A 19,272-nucleotide genomic window follows, 5' to 3' on the forward strand; every position below is an offset into this window, starting at 1 on the left:
GCCACAAGCCGGTCAGCCGTCAAATAAGGAGTAGTGCGTTGACTACCGAATTCGTGCGCCACGATCTGGCGAAGAATCCCACCGGCACAAGCGAACCCGACCGCGTGCGGGTGATCCGCGAAGGTGTTGCGTCCTATCTGCCCGACATCGACCCCGAGGAAACCGCCGAGTGGCTGGAGTCGTTCGACGAGCTGCTGGAGCGCTCGGGACCGTCGCGGGCGCGCTATCTGATGTTGCGGTTGCTGGAGCGGGCCGGCGAGCAGCGGGTGGCGCTGCCGTCGCTGACGTCCACCGACTACGTCAACACGATCCCGACCGAGATGGAGCCCTGGTTCCCCGGGGACGAGGACGTCGAACGCCGCTACCGAGCCTGGATCAGATGGAACGCCGCCATCATGGTGCATCGCGCCCAACGTCCCGGAGTCGGTGTGGGCGGCCATATTTCGACCTACGCGTCCTCTGCGGCGCTCTACGAGATCGGGTTCAACCACTTCTTCCGGGGCAAGTCGCATCCCGGCGGCGGCGACCAGGTGTTCATCCAGGGCCACGCCTCCCCCGGCATCTATGCCCGGGCGTTCCTGGAGGGCCGGCTGACCGCCGATCAGCTCGACGGCTTCCGGCAGGAGCACAGCCATCCCGGCGGAGGGCTGCCGTCCTACCCGCACCCTCGGCTGATGCCCGACTTCTGGGAGTTCCCGACGGTGTCGATGGGGCTGGGCCCGATGAACGCGATCTATCAGGCCCGGTTCAACCACTATCTACACGACCGCGGCATCAGGGACACCTCCGACCAGCATGTGTGGTGCTTTTTGGGCGACGGTGAGATGGACGAGCCGGAGAGCCGGGGCCTGCTCCACGTCGGTGCGCTCGAGGGCCTGGACAACCTGACGTTCGTGATCAACTGCAATCTGCAGCGCCTCGACGGCCCGGTGCGCGGCAACGGCAAGATCATTCAGGAACTCGAGTCGTTCTTCCGTGGCGCCGGCTGGAACGTCATCAAGGTGGTGTGGGGTCGCGAGTGGGATGCGTTGCTGCACGCCGACCGCGACGGTGCGCTGGTGAATCTGATGAACTCGACGCCTGATGGTGATTACCAGACCTACAAGGCCAATGACGGCGCCTACGTGCGCGACCATTTCTTCGGCCGCGACCCGCGCACCAAAGCGCTCGTCGAGCAGATGACCGATTCGGAGATCTGGAACCTCAAGCGCGGCGGTCACGATTACCGCAAGGTCTATGCCGCCTACCACGCCGCCGTCGAACACAAGGGACAGCCGACGGTGATCCTGGCCAAAACCATCAAGGGCTACTCGCTGGGCGCCCACTTCCAAGGCCGCAACGCGACGCATCAGATGAAAAAGCTTGCGCTGCAAGACCTCAAGGACTTCCGCGATGCGATCCGGATCCCGATCAGCGACGAGCAACTCGACCAGGACCCGTACCTGCCCCCGTACTATCACCCCGGCGCCGAAGCGCCCGAGATCCGCTATCTGCTCGATCGGCGACGCGCGCTGGGCGGCTTCGTACCCGAGCGGCGCACCAAGTCCAAGACGCTGCGGCTACCTGGCCGCGAGGCCTACCGCGCGCTGAAGAAGGGATCCGGTCAGCAGGAAGTGGCCACCACGATGGCCACGGTGCGCACCTTCAAGGAAGTGTTGCGCGACAAAGAAGTTGGGCCCCGCATCGTGCCGATCGTCCCCGACGAGGCGCGCACCTTCGGGATGGACTCGTGGTTCCCGTCGCTGAAGATCTACAACCGCAACGGCCAGCTCTACACCGCCGTCGACGCCGAGCTGATGCTGGCCTACAAGGAAAGTGAAATCGGCCAGATCCTGCACGAGGGCATCAACGAAGCCGGGTCGGTCGCGTCGTTCACCGCGGCGGGCACGTCGTACTCGACACACAACGAGCCGATGATCCCGATCTACATCTTCTATTCGATGTTCGGGTTCCAGCGCACCGGCGATGGCCTATGGGCCGCGGCCGACCAGATGGCGCGCGGGTTTTTACTCGGGGCAACCGCGGGGCGCACCACGCTGACCGGCGAAGGCCTGCAGCACGCCGACGGCCATTCGCCGCTGCTGGCGGCCACCAATCCGGCGGTGATCTCGTATGACCCCGCCTTCGCCTTCGAGATCGCCTACATCATCGAAAGCGGGCTGGCCCGCATGTACGGCGAGAACCCGGAGAACGTCTCCTTCTACTTGACCATCTACAACGAGCCCTACGTGCAACCGCCGGAGCCGGAGAACTTCGACCCCGAAGGCGTGCTGCGGGGTATCTACCGCTATCGCCCGTCCACTGAAAGCCGCAGCAACACTGCCAATATTTTGGCGTCCGGCGTCGCGATGCCCTCGGCGCTGCGGGCCGCCGAGATGCTGGCCGCCGACTGGGACGTCGCCGCCGACGTGTGGTCGGTGACGAGTTGGAGCGAGCTCAATCGCGACGGCGTCGCCATCCAGAAGGAACGGTTGCGGCACCCGGACCGGCCCGCGGGCGAGGCTTACGTGACGCGGGCACTGTCCACGTCGACGGGCCCGTTCGTCGCCGTCTCGGACTGGATGCGTGCCGTGCCCGAACAGATCCGGCCCTGGGTCCCGCGCCGGTACGTCACGCTGGGCACCGACGGCTTCGGCTTCTCCGACACCCGGCCAGCCGCGCGCCGCTACTTCAACACCGACGCCGAATCCCAGGTCGTCGCGGTGTTGGAGGCGCTGGCGCGCGATGGAGAGATCGACCCGTCGGTACCGATCGCGGCCGCGCGTCAGTACCGGATCGACGATGTGCAGGCCGCACCCGCGCAGACCTCCGACTCAGGTCCGGGCGCCTGACGCGCGGATATTTGGCGGAACCATCCAGAAAACGGGCGTAGCTTTTAGTCATGGCCGACAAGCAGTCTGCGAGGCCGCGGACGACACTGGACCTGCTGGACAGCGTTCCGGAGTCGCTGCTGCGGGGGATGAAGCAGTACTCCGGTCGATTGTCCACCGAGGCGGTGAACGCCATGCAGGAGCGGTTGCCGTTCTTCGCGGAGCTGGAAGCCTCCCAGCGGGCCAGCGTGGCGCTGGTCGTGCAGACCGCCGTGGTGAACTTCGTGGAGTGGATGTCCGACCCCAGCAGCAACGTCAACTACACCGCGCGGGCCTTTGAGCTGATGCCGCAGGACCTGACCCGGCGCATCGCGCTGCGCCACTCGGTCGAGATCGTGCGCTTCACGATGGAGTTCTTCGAAGAGGTCGGCCCGCTACTGGCTCGCTCCGACGAGCAGTTGACCGCATTGATGGTGGGGATTCTCAAATACAGCCGCGACCTGGCCTTCAGTGCCGCCACGGCCTATGCCGATGCAGCCGAGGCGCGCGGAAGCTGGGACAGCCGAATGGAGGCCAGCGTCGTCGACGCGGTGGTCCGCGGCGACACCGGTCCCGAGCTGCTGTCCCGGGCCGCCGCCCTGAACTGGGACACCAACGCCCCGGCGACGGTGGTGGTAGGAACTCCGGCGGCGGGCGGGGAAAGCCATGCCAGTCAAAATGTTCGGGATGTCGCCGCACGTCATGGCCGTGCCGCCCTCACCGACGTGCACGGCACGTACCTGGTGGCGATCGTGTCCGGCCAGTTGACGCAAACCGAGAAGGTCTTTGCCGACCTGCTGAACGCGTTCTCCGAGGGCCCGGTGGTGATCGGCCCGACAGCACCGATGCTGACCGCGGCCTACCACAGCGCCAGCGAGGCTATCTCCGGGATGAATGCCGTGACCGGCTGGCGGGGGGCACCGCGGCCCGTCCTGGCGCGAGAGCTGCTGCCGGAGCGGGCCCTGATGGGCGATGCGTCGGCGATCGCGGCGTTGCACACCGATGTGATGCGGCCGCTTGCCGATGCGGGGCCCACCCTCACCGAGACCCTGGACGCTTATCTTGACTGCGGCGGCGCGATCGAAGCCTGCGCCCGCAAGTTGTTCGTTCATCCAAACACCGTCCGCTACCGTCTGCGGCGTATCGCCGACTTCACCGGGCGCGATCCCACGCTGCCGCGCGACGCCTACGTCCTCCGGGTGGCCGCGACGGTGGGCCACCTCGCCTACCAAGCACAGCAGTCCAGCGCGGCCGGCAACATAGTGACGCCGGTCACGCCGCCGGTGAAAAAGGACCTCGTTGTGCCCTCGGGGACCGCCGAAGCCGGATGACAGATTGCAACTCGATATCGATCAGGTCGCATCGCGTGCTGTTTTGTGGAGTTTCCACAAAAACATAAGACAAGGTTCATAATCTGTTACACGGCACAAAGACCTCTTCACAGTGTTCCCTTAAGAACGTGATTGCGTTACTCGCTCCCGGACAGGGATCGCAGACCCAGGGGATGCTGTCGCCGTGGCTGGAACTGCCGGGCGCCGCGGACCGATTGGCGTCGTGGTCGGCGTCCAGCGGCCTGGACCTCTCGCGGCTGGGGACCACTGCCTCAACCGAGGAGATCACCAACACCGCGATCGCCCAGCCGTTGATCGTGGCCGCCACGCTGCTTGCGCACCAGGAGCTGACCGACGGGCTCGCCGGCAAAGAACTTGTCGTCGCCGGCCACTCGGTCGGTGAAATCGCCGCCTACGCGATCGCCGGGGTGATCTCCGCCGATGACGCCGTCGCGCTGGCCGCCACTCGCGGTGCCGAGATGGCCAAAGCCTGCGCCGACGAGCCGACGGGTATGTCCGCGGTTCTCGGTGGCGACGAGGGCGACGTGCTGGCTCGGCTCGAAGCGCTCGACCTGGTCGCGGCCAATCGCAACGCCGCCGGTCAGATCGTCGCCGCCGGCCGGCTGAGCGCGCTGGACAAGCTCGCCGAAGACCCACCGGAAAAGGCCCGGGTGCGCGCATTGGGCGTCGCCGGTGCCTTCCACACCGAGTTCATGGCCTCCGCCCTCGACGGCTATGCCGCGGCGGCGCAGAACGTGTCGACCTCCGAGCCGACCGCCGTTCTGTTGTCCAACCGCGACGGTCAACCGGTGAGCTCGGCCGCCGATGCGATGGAAAAGCTTGTCGCACAGTTGACTCGCCCGGTGCGCTGGGATCTGTGCTCCGAGACTCTGCGTCAGCGCAATGTCACGGCGATCATCGAGTTCCCGCCCGCGGGCGCTCTGTCCGGCATCGCCAAACGTGAACTCCGCGGGGTACCGACGCGTGCCGTCAAGATCCCCGCAGACCTGGACGGTTTGACAGAGCTGTAAACCGTTGGCCCCCAGCCAGATACCAGAGCTGTCCACTACTACAACCGCATACGTACGTTAAATCAGCAGTACACAACATATTACGAAGGGAAACACAACGTGTCCGTCAGCCAGGAAGAAATCATCGCCGGTATTGCCGAGATCATCGAAGAGGTCACCGGTATCGAGCCGTCGGAGATCACCCCGGAGAAGTCGTTCGTCGACGACCTGGACATCGACTCGCTGTCGATGGTGGAGATCGCCGTACAGACCGAGGACAAGTACGGCGTGAAGATCCCCGACGAGGACCTCGCCGGTCTGCGCACCGTCGGTGACGTCGTCAACTACATCCAGAAGCTCGAGGAAGAGAACCCCGAGGCTGCCCAGGCGCTGCGCGCCAAGTTCGAGGCGGAGAGTTCCGAGGCGGTCGACCAAAAGTGACCAAACCTTCCACTGCTAACGGCGGCTACCCCAATGTTGTGGTAACCGCCGTCGCGGCGACGACCTCGATCGCGCCTGACATCGAGAGCACGTGGAAGGGCCTGCTGGCCGGGGAAAGCGGCATCCGCGTACTCGAAGATGAATTCGTTACCAAGTGGGACCTGCCGGTCAAGATCGGCGGGCACCTCAAGGAGTCCATCGACGACCACATGAGCCGGCTCGACCTGCGGCGCATGTCCTACGTCCAGCGGTTGGCCAAATACCTCAGCGGCCAGCTCTGGGAGAACGCCGGTACCCCCGAGGTCGACCCGGACCGTTTCGCCGTCGTTGTCGGCACCGGTCTGGGCGGCGCGGAGCGCATCGTCGAGAGCTACGACCTGATGAACGAGGGTGGCCCCCGCAAGGTGTCGCCACTGGCCGTGCAGATGATCATGCCGAACGGCGCGGCGGCCGTCGTGGGTCTGCAGCTTGGAGCCCGGGCCGGCGTGATGACGCCGGTGTCGGCGTGTTCGTCTGGCTCGGAGGCCATTGCGCACGCGTGGCGGCAGATCGTCATGGGCGACGCCGACGTCGCCGTGTGCGGCGGTGTCGAGGGCCCCATCGAGGCACTGCCCATCGCGGCATTCTCGATGATGCGGGCCATGTCGACCCGTAACGACGATCCCGAAGGGGCGTCGCGGCCGTTCGACAAGGACCGCGACGGCTTCGTGTTCGGCGAGGCCGGTTCGCTGATGGTCATCGAGACCGAGGAGCACGCCAAGGCCCGTGGCGCCAAGCCGCTGGCCCGGTTGATGGGTGCCGGGATCACGTCGGATGCCTTCCACATGGTGGCGCCTGCGCCGGACGGCCTGCGTGCCGGACGGGCGATGGCCCGCTCGCTGGAGCTTGCGGGCTTGTCGCCCAAGGACATCGACCACGTCAACGCGCACGCGACTGCGACGCCGATCGGCGACACCGCGGAAGCGAATGCGCTGCGGGTGGCCGGTTGCGCGCACGCGCCGGTCTATGCGCCGAAGTCGGCGCTGGGCCACTCAATCGGCGCGGTGGGCTCGCTGGAATCGGTGCTGACGGTGCTGACGCTGCGAGACGGCGTGATACCGCCGACACTCAACTACACGACTCCCGATCCCGAGGTCGACCTCGACGTCGTCGCGGACGAGCCACGTTATGGCGAGTACCAGTACGCCATCAACAACTCGTTCGGTTTCGGCGGACACAACGTCGCGCTGGTCTTCGGGCGCTACTGAGCACGGCGTCCGGCAACGATGCGGGCCGCAGTGGCCCGCGGGGAGCCGGACACGCACGGAAGGAAAGTTCGTAGTACCCATGACCGGATCGTCAAAGCTGGCTACGGGGAATGGTTTCCCTAATGTGGTCGTCACGGGCGTTGCCATGACGACGGCTCTCGCGACCGACGCGGAAACCACATGGAAGTTGCTGCTCGACAGGCAAAGCGGGATCCGAACACTCGAGGACCCGTTCGTCGAGGAGTACGACCTGCCGGTCCGCATCGGCGGGCACCTCCTCGAGGAATTCGACGGCCAGCTGACGCGGGTCGAAGGGCGCCGGCTGTCCTACCTGCAGAAGATGTCCGTGGTGCTGAGCCGGCGGGTGTGGGAGAACGCCGGGTCGCCGGAGGTGGATCCGGGGCGGTTGATGGTGGCCATCGGCACGGGGATGGGTTCCAGTGAGGAGCTGATCTTCGCCTACGACGCCATGCGCACACGTGGTTTGAAGGCGGTCTCTCCGCTGGTCGTGCAGATGTACATGCCCAACGGCGCGGCCGCCGCGGTCGGGCTGGAACGGCATGCCAAGGCCGGGGTGATGACGCCGGTATCGGCCTGCGCGTCCGGTTCGGAGGGCATCGCCCGCGCCTGGCAGCAAATCGTGCTCGGCGAAGCCGACATCGCGATCTGCGGTGGCGTCGAGACCAGGATCGAGGCAGTGCCGATCGCGGGCTTCGCCCAGATGCGCATCGTGTTGTCCACCAACAACGACGACCCCGCCGGCGCCTGCCGCCCGTTCGACAAGGACCGCAACGGCTTCGTCTTCGGCGAGGCCGGCGCATTGATGGTGATCGAGACCGAGGAGCATGCCAAAGCCCGGGGTGCCAACATCCTGGCCAGGCTGATGGGGGCGAGCATCACCTCCGACGGTTTCCACATCGTGGCGCCCGATCCCAACGGCGAACGGGCCGGACACGCGATAACGCGGGCGGTACAGCTCGCCGGACTCAGCCCCGCCGACATCGACCACGTCAACGCCCACGCCACCGGCACCTCGGTCGGCGATGTCGCCGAGGGCAAGGCCATCAACAACGCGCTGGGCCCACACGGCGGAAACGCGGCGGTGTATGCGCCCAAGTCCGCGCTCGGTCACTCGGTCGGAGCGGTGGGCGCGGTGGAGTCGATCTTGACCGTGCTGGCACTGCGCGACCAGGTCGTTCCGCCCACTCTGAACCTGGTGAACCTGGACCCGGAGGTCGACCTCGACGTGGTGGCGGGCAACCCCCGGTCGGGCGACTACCGCTACGCCGTCAACAATTCGTTCGGCTTCGGCGGGCACAACGTGGCAATCGCTTTCGGCCGGTACTGACCGAACAGCACAAAGACGAGGAGACCTGCGATGACGACTTTGGCCCCGGAGGCGATCGACGAGTCGCTCGACCCGCGTGATCCGCTGCTGCGACTGAGCAGGTTTTTCGACGACGGCAGCCTGGAGCTGCTGCACGAGCGTGACCGCTCCGGTGTGCTCGCCGCAGGCGGAACCGTGAACGGTGTGCGCACCATCGCGTTTGCCACCGACGGCACCGTGATGGGTGGCGCCATGGGTCTGGAGGGCTGCACGCACATCGTCAACGCCTACGACACCGCCATCGAAGAGCAGAGCCCGATCATCGGCATCTGGCATTCCGGCGGCGCGCGGCTGGCCGAGGGCGTGAAAGCACTGCACGCCGTCGGGCTGGTGTTCGAGGCGATGATCCGCGCGTCCGGATACGTACCGCAGATCTCGGTGGTGGTCGGTTTCGCCGCCGGCGGCGCGGCTTACGGCCCGGCACTGACCGACGTCGTCATCATGGCGCCGGAGGGCCGGGTGTTCGTCACCGGGCCCGACGTCGTCCGTAGCGTCACCGGCGAAGACGTCGACATGGCCTCGCTGGGCGGCCCGGACACCCACCACAAGAAGTCCGGGGTGTGCCACATCGTCGCCGACGACGAGGCCGACGCCTACGAGCGCGGTCGTCGGTTGGTCGGATTGTTCTGCCAGCAAGGGCATTTCGACCGCAGCAAAGCCGAGGCGCACGAGACCGACTTGCATGCGCTGCTGCCGGAATCGCCGCGTCGAGCCTACGACGTACACCCGCTCGTCACCGCACTGCTCGACTCGCATGATGACGGCACGCCGTCATTTGACGAGTTCCAGGCCAAGTGGGCGCCGTCGATGGTGGTCGGCCTGGGCCGGTTGTCAGGACGCTCGGTCGGCGTGCTGGCCAACAACCCGCTACGGCTCGGCGGCTGCCTGAACTCGGAAAGTGCCGAGAAGGCAGCACGTTTCGTGCGGCTGTGCGACGCATTCGGTATCCCGCTGATCGTGATCGTCGACGTGCCCGGCTACCTACCCGGCGTGGACCAGGAATGGGGCGGCGTCGTGCGCCGCGGAGCCAAACTCCTGCACGCGTTCGGCGAGGCCACCGTTCCGCGCGTCACGCTAGTCACCCGAAAGATCTACGGCGGGGCCTACATTGCGATGAACTCCCGTTCGCTGGGCGCCACCAAAGTGTTCGCCTGGCCGGACGCCGAGGTCGCGGTGATGGGCGCCAAGGCCGCGGTCGGCATCCTGCACAAGAAGAAGCTGGCCGCCGCGGCCGACCACGAGCGCGACGCGCTGCATGACGAGCTGGCCGCCGAGCACGAGCGCATCGCCGGCGGCGTGGACAACGCGATCGACATCGGCGTCGTCGACGAGAAGATCGACCCGGCCCACACTCGCGGCAGGCTGACCGCGGCGCTGGCCGAGGCGCCGGCACGACGCGGCCGTCACAAGAACATCCCGCTGTAACTCTTAACGGCGGCCGCGTCCATCTGCCGAATGCGCTCGGGTCCGACATCGCTGAGCCGGGCGCGTACCGGCTGATACCTCTGCTGCAGGGCCGCGGGAAACAGGTCCCACACGCCAGTGCAGGTAGATCGTGCCCTTGCCAACACCCGCCCGACGAGCCAGTTCATCGATCGTCACCTGCCGATAACCCCACGACAGCAACAACCCTCGAGCGGTATCGAGGATGCGATCCGCCCTTTCTCGTCGGTCTCCGCGGGAGCGTTCCACCGCCACGGCAATTGGTCCATGACCAGAATTCGATTCTGGTCAATGGTCATTTAGACTGCACATCGGTCATTGCTCGCGGCTGAGGATCTGACATAGCACCTGGCTGAGGCGATCTTCAGGCGAAGGCGGGAGGGCGCCAGTGCGCCAGGCGACAAAGCCGTCGGGACGCACCAGTAGCGCTTCATCACGCGACAAACCCGTCAGCTGTGCCCATCGACCCTCGATGTCGCGTATCTCGCCGTCGGTGCTGATGATGTGGACGCGGATCGGGACATGCAACGTGGCGGATACTGCACCGGCTGCGGTTGCCCAGGCCACGCCGGCCGATCCGGTGAAAAGCGTGAAGCCGGAACCGACCAGGTCGAGCGTCGAGACGCGGTGGCCCGCGCGCTGCACCCAGGCATGAGGCACCCGGGTACCGGGCTGCGCTCGCAACTCGTCGACCAAGGACACGGCGTCTGCATTATCGGGAGCGGGCTGATCGGAAATGACTGCAGCCGAGCGGTATTGGTAGCCGATCAACAGGGAGAACATCGACGCCTCCTCATCGAGCGGCAATCCCGGACCCTGGTCGTCCAAGTCGATCAAGGCCACTTTCGGCCCGGTCAGCGACTGGTGCGCGGCGGACTGCCCGACGGGGTGCCGCTCGGCGTGGAAGGTGGTAAGTAGTGCCGCCCCGGCTAATCCCTCCAAGACTGCGGCCAGCTTCCAGGCCAGGTTGTGTGCGCTTTGGATAGCAGTGTTGGCTCCCCCGGCCTTGAACGGCGGCATGGTGTGTCCGGAGTCGCCGACGAGAAAAACTCGCCCGCATTGGAATTGGTCGGCTACCTGTTCGTACGGTTGCCATGCCGCGGCTTCGATGATCTCGATTTCGATGGGCTCGCCGACGGCTTTGGTGAGCACTTCGCTGCAGTACTGCGGGGTGAATTGCGCGGCGGTCTCCCCTTTGTCAGGGAAGTAGGTGGTGATGAACATGCCGAGGTCGTCCTTAGCCACCAGGAATATGCCGTCCACGTCTGGATTCTTGACCTGAACGCCATCGCCTTCGCGCAGGTGCGAGACGAACTGCCGCCAGGGGGCACGGAAGTAGAAGAAGACGACGAAGATCGGCAGCGCGCCGTATCCCGACGTTGTGACACCCAGCGACTTACGGATCGGGCTGTGGACCCCGTCGGCGGCGATCAGGTAGTCGGCGCGGACCGTCTCGGACTCTCCGGAGTCCAGGTCACGCAGCACCGCCGTGACGCCGATGTCGTCCTGCTCGAACGTGCACAATTCCGTCCCGTAGCGCACTTTGCTGCCGCGCCGGCGGGTTTCGGCGAGCAGCATCGGCTCCAGGCTGCTCTGCGGGCAGTACTGCACGGCGGGCTCGGGGCTCAGTTGCTCCAGGCCGGCGAAAAGCGCGTCGATGTCGATGGCCAGCTCTTCTTCCGCACTGTTCAGCGTCGGCTTGACCACCATGTCGGAAACTCGGTCGGCGACGGCGTGGACCCCGTCGGCCAATCCCAGCTCGCGCAGGATCTCCAAGCTGCGGAAGCTCAGATTTCGGGCCTTCGGGTAAATGAAGACCTCGCCGCGCTTTTCGACCAGCAGGGAACGGACGCCGTGGTTGGCCAGCACCGCCGACGTGGTCAGGCCGCCGGCGCCGGCGCCGACGATCAACACCGGGACATGCGCGACACTCATAATGGCCCCTTTCACGCGGAACTGGTTCGTTCCGACTAAGGCCAATGTGGCACCTCTGGAAGGAACCCGCAACTGTTAGGGCCCCGACGCGCCGGCAAGTGGCAAGAGCACGCCTTCGAGCACACGCCGGACGTAGACCCGGTCGATCGGCCGTCCCGTCATCACCCGCAACACGTTGAGACCCAGGGCGGCGTCGGGGATAAGACTCAGATCCCGGCCGGGGGTTATCTCCCCGCGAGCCACCGCATGGTCCAGTACCGCCCGGACCACCTGCCGCGGAGTAGACAGCACAAGGTCATCCAAGGCAGCCGCCAAGACGGGATTGTGCATCGCCGCGGTCGCCACCCCGACAATGACCTGAATTGTGCTGATATCAGTGTCATTCAGGTCAGGAACGGCTGCGATCAGCGCATCGATGTCGCCGCGAAGACTGCCGGTTTTCGGCGGCTCGACGGGCCCGAGTCGCTGTCTCCAGTGGGCGATCGCGTCGGCCACCACCACGGCCTTCGACGGCCAGCGACGATATATCGCCGCCTTCCCGACACCGGCGTGGGACGCGATGTCATCCATGCTCAACCGGTCGTAACCCTGTTCGGCCACACCGGCCAGCGCGGCATCGAGGATGGTCGCGTCCAGCGACCGATCGAGGCGTCCCGGGCTTCGTGCCGGACGCGGGGTGCTAGCCGTCTGCTCCATGATCCATCCTGACCGATACGGATTAGTTCCGCTTCATGGTATCGCGCTCACTTCAGCCGACCTGCGCCAGAAGCTCCTCGGCTGCGCCGGTGACTCGTTCCCGATCGGCACGCACCAGTCCGATCCGGGTGCGGCGATCCACGATGTCGTCGACGGTCAGCGCACCCTCGTGGGTGATGGCGTATTCGAACTCCGCGCGCGTCACGTCGATGCCCTCGGCCACCGGGTCGGCGGGCCGCTCGCAGGCGGCCGCGGCGATCACGTTGGCCGCCTCAGCCCCGTACCGCAGAACCAGCGACTCCGGCAGGCCGGCCATCGCCGCCGTCGTCGACCCCGGGTTGCTCGGCGCGCCGACCAACGGCAGGTTCCGGGTCTGACACTTGCCTGCGTGCAGTCCGCGCAATCCGATCGCACGGTCCAGCACGTCCTGCGCCATGTGCCGGTACTCGGTCAGCTTGCCGCCGACAACGCTGATCACCCCGGATGGCGATTCGACGACGGCATGGTCGCGGGATACGTCCGCGGTGCGGCCGGCTCCGGTATCGAGCAGCGGCCGCAGTCCGGCGTATGAGCCGATCACATCGGCACTTTCCAGGGTGATACCCAGTGCCGTGTTCACCACGTTCAGCAGGAACTCGGTCTCGCTCGATGTCGGTTGTGGCACATCGGGAATCGGTCCGGGCGCCTCCTCGTCGGTCAGCCCCAGATAGACCCGTCCCAGTTGCTCGGGCATCGCGAACACGAAGCGGTTGAGTTCGCCCGGGATCGGAATCGTCAGCGCCGCTGTTGGATTGCCGAGCGCCTCGGCGTCGAAGATGAGGTGGGTGCCGCGGCTGGGCCGCAGCTTCAGCGACGGGTCGATCTCCCCCGCCCAGACCCCGGTGGCGTTGATGACGACCCGGGCCGAGATGTCGAATGATTCGCCGCTGCGCTGGTCGGTCAGCCGTAGCGAGCTGCCGGTGGCCTCGGATGCGCTGGTATACGTCATGATCCGGGCACCCCGCTGCGCCGCCGTCCGCGCGACGGCGGCCACCAGGCGGGCATCGTCGATCAGCTGCCCGTCATAGGCCAACAGACCCCCGTCGAGACCCTCGCGCCGGACGGCGGGCGCCATGTCAATGGCGCGTCGCACCGAAATACGTTGAGAGCCAGGCAAAACAGACGCAGGCGTGCCCGCTGTCTTGCGCAGCACGTCACCGGCGAGGAACCCGGCCCGCACCAGTGCCCGCTCCATCCGGCCCATCGACGGCAGCAGCGGGACCAGCTGCGGCATGGCACGAACCAGATGAGGGGCGTTGCGCGTCATCAGGATTCCGCGTTCGACGGCGCTGCGCCGGGCGATGCCCACGTTGCCGGTCGCCAGGTAGCGCAGCCCGCCGTGCACCAACTTGGAGCTCCACCGACTGGTGCCGAACGCAAGGTCGTGCTTTTCCACCAGCGTCACCCGCAATCCTCGCGATGCCGCATCCAGCGCGATGCCGGCGCCGGTGATGCCGCCGCCGATCACTACGACGTCAGTTGGCGCGCCGTCGGCCAGCGCGCTCAGGTCGGCGTTGCGACGCGCAGCGTTCAGAGCCGTCGACATCACGACAGGTACCCGTTCAGCGAATAGGTCAATTCGGCGGCCAGCGCATCGGCGTCCAGGATCGGACGCACGATCTGGGCCGACTGAACCGTCGACTGGGTGATCAGCAGCACCATTGCGGCCAGCTGGCGAGGATCGCCCGACCGGACACTGCCGTCACGTTGTGCCGCGCGTAGGTCCGACGCGAGCGCGTCGATCAGCATTTGCTGGCTGCTGCCGAGCCGCTGGGCGATGTAGACCAGTGCCAACTCGGAGCGCAGCACCGCCATCACCAAGTCGTCGTCTTGCAGGCGCTCAGCCACCGCGACCACCCGGTCAACCAACGCCGCCCGACCACCCCCGCGCACCGGCACTTCAGCCACCGCGGCGGTGATGTGACTGGTCAGCAGCGAGGCCAGCAGCGAGCGGGTGTCCGGCCAACGGCGATACACGGTCGGACGGCTCACACCTGCTCGGCGCGCGATCTCGGCCAGCGTCACGCGCTCGATGCCGAAATCGACCACGCAGCTCGCGGCGGCCGTCAGTATCCGATCCTGCACTGGAGCATTACTTATTGACAGCATATGTAATACTGTAACGCATGTCTGCCGACTTGCTACCCCCGATGAAGTGGAACGCCTGGGGCGATCCCCACCAAGCCAAACCGCTTTCGGAGGGCATTCGATCGCTATTGGTCCAGGCGCTGGGCGTGACAGGGTCGCACGAAGTCGAAGTCGAAGTCGACGCCAGCCAGGTGCAGCTGCGGCCATCGGTGCTGACGGCCGACGACCGCGAGGCATTAGCCGCCATTGTGGGGCCGGATCACTGCCGCGTCGGCGATCGAGACAGACTGTTGCACGCCGGCGGCAAGTCCGCACTGGATCTGCTGCGGCGTAAGGACTCCGGCCTTCAAGATGCTCCCGATGCGGTGTTGCTGCCCGGCTCCGACGACGAGGTCGCCGCAATCCTGCGGCACTGCTCGCAGCATGGCATCGCCGTCGTCCCGTTCGGCGGGGGCACCAGCGTGGTCGGAGGGCTCGATCCGATCCGCGGCGAATTCAACGCGGTGGTGTCGCTGGATCTGCGGCGCTTCGACGAGTTACTGGCGTTCGACGAGATATCCGGCGAGGCCGAGTTCGGCGCCGGCGTCACAGGCCCACAGGCCGAAGAATTACTTGGCGCGCACGGGTTTTCGCTGGGGCATTATCCGCAGAGCTTCGAATACGCCAGCCTCGGCGGCTATGCCGCGACCCGATCGTCCGGCCAGGATTCGGCGGGCTACGGCCGGTTCGACGACATGATTCGCGGACTGCGCGCGATCACACCCACCGGTGTGCTGGACCTGGGCCGAGCACCGCAATCGGCGGCCGGGCCGGATCTACGCCAGTTGCTCATCGGCTCGGAGGGCGTCTTCGGCGTGATCACCCGGGTGCGGGTGCGCGTCCACCCCGCGCCGCAGGCCACCCGCTATGAGGCGTGGTCGTTTCCCGACTTCCCCACGGGCGCTGCGGCGTTGCGCGCGGTCATCCAGGCCGGTGCCGGGCCCACCGTGATCCGGCTGTCCGACGAAGCCGAGACCGGTGTCAACCTGGCCACTACCGAGTCGATCGGCGACACCCAGATCACCGGCGGCTGCCTGGCGATCACCGTATTCGAAGGCACACCGGCACACGTCGAAAGCAGGCATGCCGAAACCCGGGCGCTGATGGCGGCTCAAGGGGGCACGTCGCTGGGCGAGGCTCCGGCGCGAGCATGGGAGCGCGGTCGCTTCGGCGCGCCCTACCTGCGCGACGCCCTGCTGGCCAACGGCGCGCTGTGCGAGACCCTCGAGACGGCCACCGATTGGTCGAACATCCCCACGTTGAAAGCCGCCGTCACCGATGCGCTGACGGGCGCACTGGCCGAATCCGGCACGCCGGCGCTGGTGCTGTGCCACATTTCGCATGTGTACGCCACCGGTGCTTCGCTGTACTTCACAGTGGTCGCCGGGCAGCGCGGCAACCCGATCGAGCAATGGCGTGCCACCAAAGCCGCCGCGTGCGATGCGATTGTCTCGACCGGTGCCACGATCACCCATCACCACGCCGTCGGCGCCGACCACCGGCCCTGGATGCGTGCCGAGGTGGGCGAGTTGGGCGTGCAGGTGTTGCGGGCGGTCAAGGCGACACTGGATCCCGCGGGAATTCTCAACCCCGGCAAGCTGATCCCGTGACGCGCCGCGACGATGCAGAGCGAAGCGATGAGGAGAAGCGGCGCCATGTGCCGCGCCGCGACGATGCAGAGCGAAGCGATGAGGAGAAGCGGCGCCATGTGCCGCGCCGCCAGATTGGCCGGGTGACGGTGCTGACCAATCCGGCATCAGGGCACGGAAACGCGTCGCACGGCGCCGAGAAGGCGATCGCACGACTGCAACAACGTGGCATCGATGTGGTGGCCATCGTCGGCAGCGACGCCGAACACGCACGCCGACTGCTGCACACCGCGGTCGACCACGGCACCGACGCGCTGGTTGTTGTCGGCGGTGACGGGGTCATCGCCGACGCGCTGCAGGCTCTGGCGGGCACGGATATTCCGCTGGGCATCGTCCCGGCCGGCACCGGCAACGATCATGCACGTGAATTCGCTTTGCCGACAAAGGATCCCGTCGCTGCCGCCGACGTCATCGCCGACGGCTGGACCGAAACCATCGACCTGGGCCGGATTCGAAACAGCAAAGGCGCCGTCAAATGGTTCGGCACCGTCGCAGCCGCAGGCTTCGATTCGCTGGTCACCGACAGGGCCAACCGGATGCGCTGGCCGCGTGGCCGGATGCGCTACAACCTCGCGATGCTCGCCGAGCTCTCGCAGCTGCGGCTGCTGCCGTTCCGGCTGGTGCTCGACGGAGGCCAGGAGATCGTCACCGATCTGACGCTCGCGGCGTTCGGCAACACCCGTAGCTACGGCGGTGGAATGTTGGTGTGCCCCAACGCCGATCCCACCGACGGCCTGCTCGACATCACCATGGTGCACTCCGCGTCACGGACCCGGCTGATCCGTCTCTTCCCGACCGTCTACAAGGGCACCCACGTCAATCTCGACGAGGTGACGACGGCGCGGGCGACGTCGGTCGACGTGGAATCACCGGGCATCAACGTTTACGCCGACGGCGACTATGCGTGTGCGCTGCCCGCCCAGATCTCTGTGGTGCCTGGCGCGCTGCCGATTCTGCGGCGACCGCCGGCTTTCCCGCGAGCAGACGCAGACTCGCACAAATAGGGCTGGCGAAATGCGAGTGTGCGTCTGCTCGCCGGATGCGCCCTAGCCAACCCCACGGCTGAGCCAGGACACCTCGGCGCCGTCGCCACCATCGCGGCAGGCCTCGAGCGCCTCGTCCCACGCGGTACCCAGCGCCGAGTCCAACTCGGCTGCCAGCGCGTCGGCACCGGCATCCATCATCGAACGCAACCGCATCTCCCCGATCATCACGTCGCCGTTGGCGCTCATCGCACCGCTCCACAGGCCGAGCTGCGGCGTGTGACAGAACCTCTGCCCGTCGACGCCGGCGCTTGGGTCCTCGGTGACCTCGAACCGCAGCACCGTCCAGGAACGCAGCGCGTTGGCCAGCCGTGCGCCGGTGCCGACCGGGCCGACCCAGTTGGTGACCGCGCGTAGCTGTCCGGGCATCGCCGGTTGCGGGGTCCACTTCAGGTTGGCCTTGGACGCCAGAGTCGACGACAACGCCCACTCGACATGCGGACATACCGCGGCGGGCGAGGCATGGACATAGACCACACCCGTCGTCACGTCGGCAAACTGGTTCGACGCACGCATCTGTTGCTCCTTCGGCTCCACGAGAGACGTCTTCCCCAACGGCCCGGTGAATCCGACGAGCAAAAAAGTAACGATTTATGTGCCTTGCGTGTCTATTGTGCCCTGTGAGGCCTATGTTGCGCTAGTCCGAGTTATAAGCGGCCAATACCTGGTCCGAGATCGCCGGCCACAAGGTCACCGCCCAGTCGCCGAAATCGCGGTCGGTCAGTACCACCAGCGCAAGCTTCGCACGTGGATCTGCCCAGATCAGAGTGCCCGACTGGCCGAAATGGCCGTAGCTGTCCGGCGAGTTGTCCGCACCGGTCCAATGTGGCGATTTCGAGTCCCTGATCTCAAAACCCAACCCCCAATCGTTGGGCCGTTGCACTCCGTAGCCCGGCAACACGCCGTCGAGACCGGGAAACTGGACGGTTGTCGCCTGGGCATGCATCTCAGCGGAAACGGTCATCGGCGAGAGCAAATCCGTCGCGAAGGCCGCCAGATCGTCCACCGTCGACGTCGCCCCGTAACCGGCGGCCGGCGCGCCACCGTCCAGGCGGGTGGCCGTCATACCCAGGGGTTCGAGCACCGCCTCGGTCAGGTAGCGGCCGAATTCGATGCCGGACGCCTGCTGCACCGTCTCGGCCAGCACCGCGAAGCCGTAGTTGGAATACATCCGGCGGGTGCCGGGCCTGGCCAGTGTCTGTCCGGAGAGCATCGCCAGCCCCGAGGCGTGAGCCAGCAGATGCCGGACCGTCGATCCGGGCGGCCCGGCCACGGTATCCAAGTCCACCGCACCTTCTTCGATCGCGACCTGGGCTGCTCGCGCCACCAGCGGCTTGGTCAGTGAGGCCAGGGCGAACTGGCGTGCGGTGTCGCCGTGGCCGGCCAGCACGCCCGACGGGCCGACTACCGCCGCAGCCGCGTTCGGTACCGGCCAGTCGTCGAGTGCTCGGAGTGCGGGCATCGCGCAGAGCCTACCGACCAAGCGCTAGGTTGAAGCCCATGAGTCAGACAGTGCGCGGCGTGATTTCACGGAAAAAGGGTGAGCCCGTCGAGTTGACCGACATCGTCATCCCCGACCCCGGCCCGGGCGAGGTCGTCGTGGACATCACCGCGTGCGGGGTTTGCCACACCGACCTCACCTACCGGGAGGGTGGCATCAACGACGAGTTTCCCTTCCTGCTGGGTCATGAAGCCGCGGGCACCGTGGAAGCCGTCGGCGAAGGCGTAACCGCCGTCGAGCCAGGCGATTTCGTTGTGCTGAACTGGCGCGCGGTATGCGGCCAGTGCCGGGCCTGCAAGCGTGGGCGTCCTCACCTCTGCTTCGACACGTTCAACGCCGAGCAGAAGATGACGCTCACCGACGGAACCGAGCTGACACCGGCGCTCGGGATCGGCGCGTTCGCCGACAAGACGCTGGTGCACGCCGGCCAGTGCACCAAGGTCGACGCCGCAGCCGACCCGGCGGTGGCGGGTCTGCTGGGCTGCGGGGTGATGGCCGGCATCGGCGCGGCGATCAACACCGGCGCGGTCACCCGCGACGACACCGTGGCCGTGATCGGCTGCGGCGGAGTCGG

General features: G+C 66.6%; 17 protein-coding genes and 1 pseudogene. 10 read left to right on the top strand and 8 right to left on the bottom strand.

The window, feature by feature from the left end:
* Positions 1–38: 38 nt before the first annotated feature.
* The 7 genes from aceE to VGG53_RS11985 all read left to right on the top strand — a co-directional run bounded on the left by aceE (position 39) and on the right by VGG53_RS11985 (position 9,690).
* A complete protein-coding gene (gene aceE / locus VGG53_RS11955) occupies positions 39–2,831 on the top strand; it encodes a pyruvate dehydrogenase (acetyl-transferring), homodimeric type (protein WP_331518270.1) in 2,793 nt (930 codons plus the stop codon).
* 50 nt (positions 2,832–2,881) lie between these two features.
* Positions 2,882–4,180: a PucR family transcriptional regulator gene (locus VGG53_RS11960; RefSeq protein WP_331518271.1), complete on the top strand. Its 1,299-nt coding sequence runs from the start codon at positions 2,882–2,884 to the stop codon at positions 4,178–4,180.
* Between the two features lie 128 nt (positions 4,181–4,308).
* Positions 4,309–5,211, top strand: coding sequence for an ACP S-malonyltransferase (locus tag VGG53_RS11965; protein WP_331518272.1), 903 nt, complete (start codon positions 4,309–4,311; stop codon positions 5,209–5,211).
* Positions 5,212–5,310: 99 nt separating this feature from the next.
* A complete protein-coding gene (gene acpM, locus VGG53_RS11970; RefSeq protein ID WP_331518273.1) occupies positions 5,311–5,631 on the top strand; it encodes a meromycolate extension acyl carrier protein AcpM in 321 nt (106 codons plus the stop codon).
* The gene (kasA, locus tag VGG53_RS11975) at positions 5,628–6,878 is read left to right on the top strand and encodes a 3-oxoacyl-ACP synthase KasA (protein ID WP_331518274.1); all 1,251 of its coding nucleotides are present in this window, start codon (positions 5,628–5,630) and stop codon (positions 6,876–6,878) included. Before acpM ends, kasA begins: the two co-directional genes overlap by 4 nt.
* A 79-nt stretch (positions 6,879–6,957) precedes the next feature.
* Positions 6,958–8,226, top strand: coding sequence for a 3-oxoacyl-ACP synthase KasB (kasB, locus tag VGG53_RS11980; RefSeq protein WP_331518275.1), 1,269 nt, complete (start codon positions 6,958–6,960; stop codon positions 8,224–8,226).
* 30 nt (positions 8,227–8,256) lie between these two features.
* A complete protein-coding gene (locus VGG53_RS11985; protein WP_331518277.1) occupies positions 8,257–9,690 on the top strand; it encodes an acyl-CoA carboxylase subunit beta in 1,434 nt (477 codons plus the stop codon).
* On the opposite strand, the gene VGG53_RS11990 is transcribed toward VGG53_RS11985, so the two are convergent.
* From VGG53_RS11990 to VGG53_RS12015, 6 genes and pseudogenes are all read right to left on the bottom strand, one after another.
* Complete coding sequence (locus VGG53_RS11990; RefSeq protein ID WP_331518287.1) at positions 9,669–9,857, bottom strand: hypothetical protein; 189 nt, start codon at positions 9,855–9,857, stop codon at positions 9,669–9,671. The genes VGG53_RS11985 and VGG53_RS11990 overlap by 22 nt on opposite strands.
* Positions 9,805–9,957, bottom strand: a pseudogene (locus tag VGG53_RS11995) (helix-turn-helix domain-containing protein); the annotation flags it as partial. The gene VGG53_RS11990 and the pseudogene VGG53_RS11995, both read right to left, overlap by 53 nt.
* Before the next feature lie 66 nt (positions 9,958–10,023).
* Positions 10,024–11,643, bottom strand: a complete 1,620-nt coding sequence (locus VGG53_RS12000) for an FAD-dependent monooxygenase (RefSeq protein ID WP_331518278.1) — start codon at positions 11,641–11,643, stop codon at positions 10,024–10,026.
* Positions 11,644–11,718: 75 nt separating this feature from the next.
* Positions 11,719–12,339, bottom strand: coding sequence for a TetR/AcrR family transcriptional regulator (locus tag VGG53_RS12005; RefSeq protein WP_331518279.1), 621 nt, complete (start codon positions 12,337–12,339; stop codon positions 11,719–11,721).
* A gap of 52 nt (positions 12,340–12,391) precedes the next feature.
* Positions 12,392–13,924, bottom strand: a complete 1,533-nt coding sequence (locus VGG53_RS12010; RefSeq protein ID WP_331518280.1) for a glycerol-3-phosphate dehydrogenase/oxidase — start codon at positions 13,922–13,924, stop codon at positions 12,392–12,394.
* Positions 13,924–14,487, bottom strand: coding sequence for a TetR/AcrR family transcriptional regulator (locus VGG53_RS12015; RefSeq protein ID WP_331518281.1), 564 nt, complete (start codon positions 14,485–14,487; stop codon positions 13,924–13,926). The genes VGG53_RS12010 and VGG53_RS12015 overlap by 1 nt, the downstream gene beginning before the upstream one ends.
* Before the next feature lie 41 nt (positions 14,488–14,528).
* Between VGG53_RS12015 and VGG53_RS12020 the strand changes: the two genes are divergently transcribed.
* The gene (locus tag VGG53_RS12020) at positions 14,529–16,115 is read left to right on the top strand and encodes an FAD-binding oxidoreductase (RefSeq protein WP_331518285.1); all 1,587 of its coding nucleotides are present in this window, start codon (positions 14,529–14,531) and stop codon (positions 16,113–16,115) included.
* Between the two features lie 98 nt (positions 16,116–16,213).
* On the top strand, positions 16,214–17,158 hold the full coding sequence (locus tag VGG53_RS12025; protein WP_331518286.1) for a diacylglycerol kinase: 945 nt from the start codon (positions 16,214–16,216) through the stop codon (positions 17,156–17,158).
* A gap of 42 nt (positions 17,159–17,200) precedes the next feature.
* On the opposite strand, the gene VGG53_RS12030 is transcribed toward VGG53_RS12025, so the two are convergent.
* A complete protein-coding gene (locus VGG53_RS12030) occupies positions 17,201–17,713 on the bottom strand; it encodes a DUF3145 domain-containing protein (RefSeq protein ID WP_331518282.1) in 513 nt (170 codons plus the stop codon).
* A 121-nt stretch (positions 17,714–17,834) separates the two neighbouring features.
* On the bottom strand, positions 17,835–18,659 hold the full coding sequence (locus VGG53_RS12035; RefSeq protein ID WP_331518283.1) for a serine hydrolase domain-containing protein: 825 nt from the start codon (positions 18,657–18,659) through the stop codon (positions 17,835–17,837).
* Between the two features lie 38 nt (positions 18,660–18,697).
* Here VGG53_RS12035 and VGG53_RS12040 point away from each other — a divergent pair.
* Positions 18,698–19,272: alcohol dehydrogenase catalytic domain-containing protein (locus VGG53_RS12040; RefSeq protein WP_331518284.1), on the top strand; the 575-nt coding region annotated here is incomplete at its 3' end.

The organism is Mycobacterium sp. (genome assembly GCF_036490025.1).
In the GTDB taxonomy this organism is placed as follows: domain Bacteria; phylum Actinomycetota; class Actinomycetes; order Mycobacteriales; family Mycobacteriaceae; genus Mycobacterium.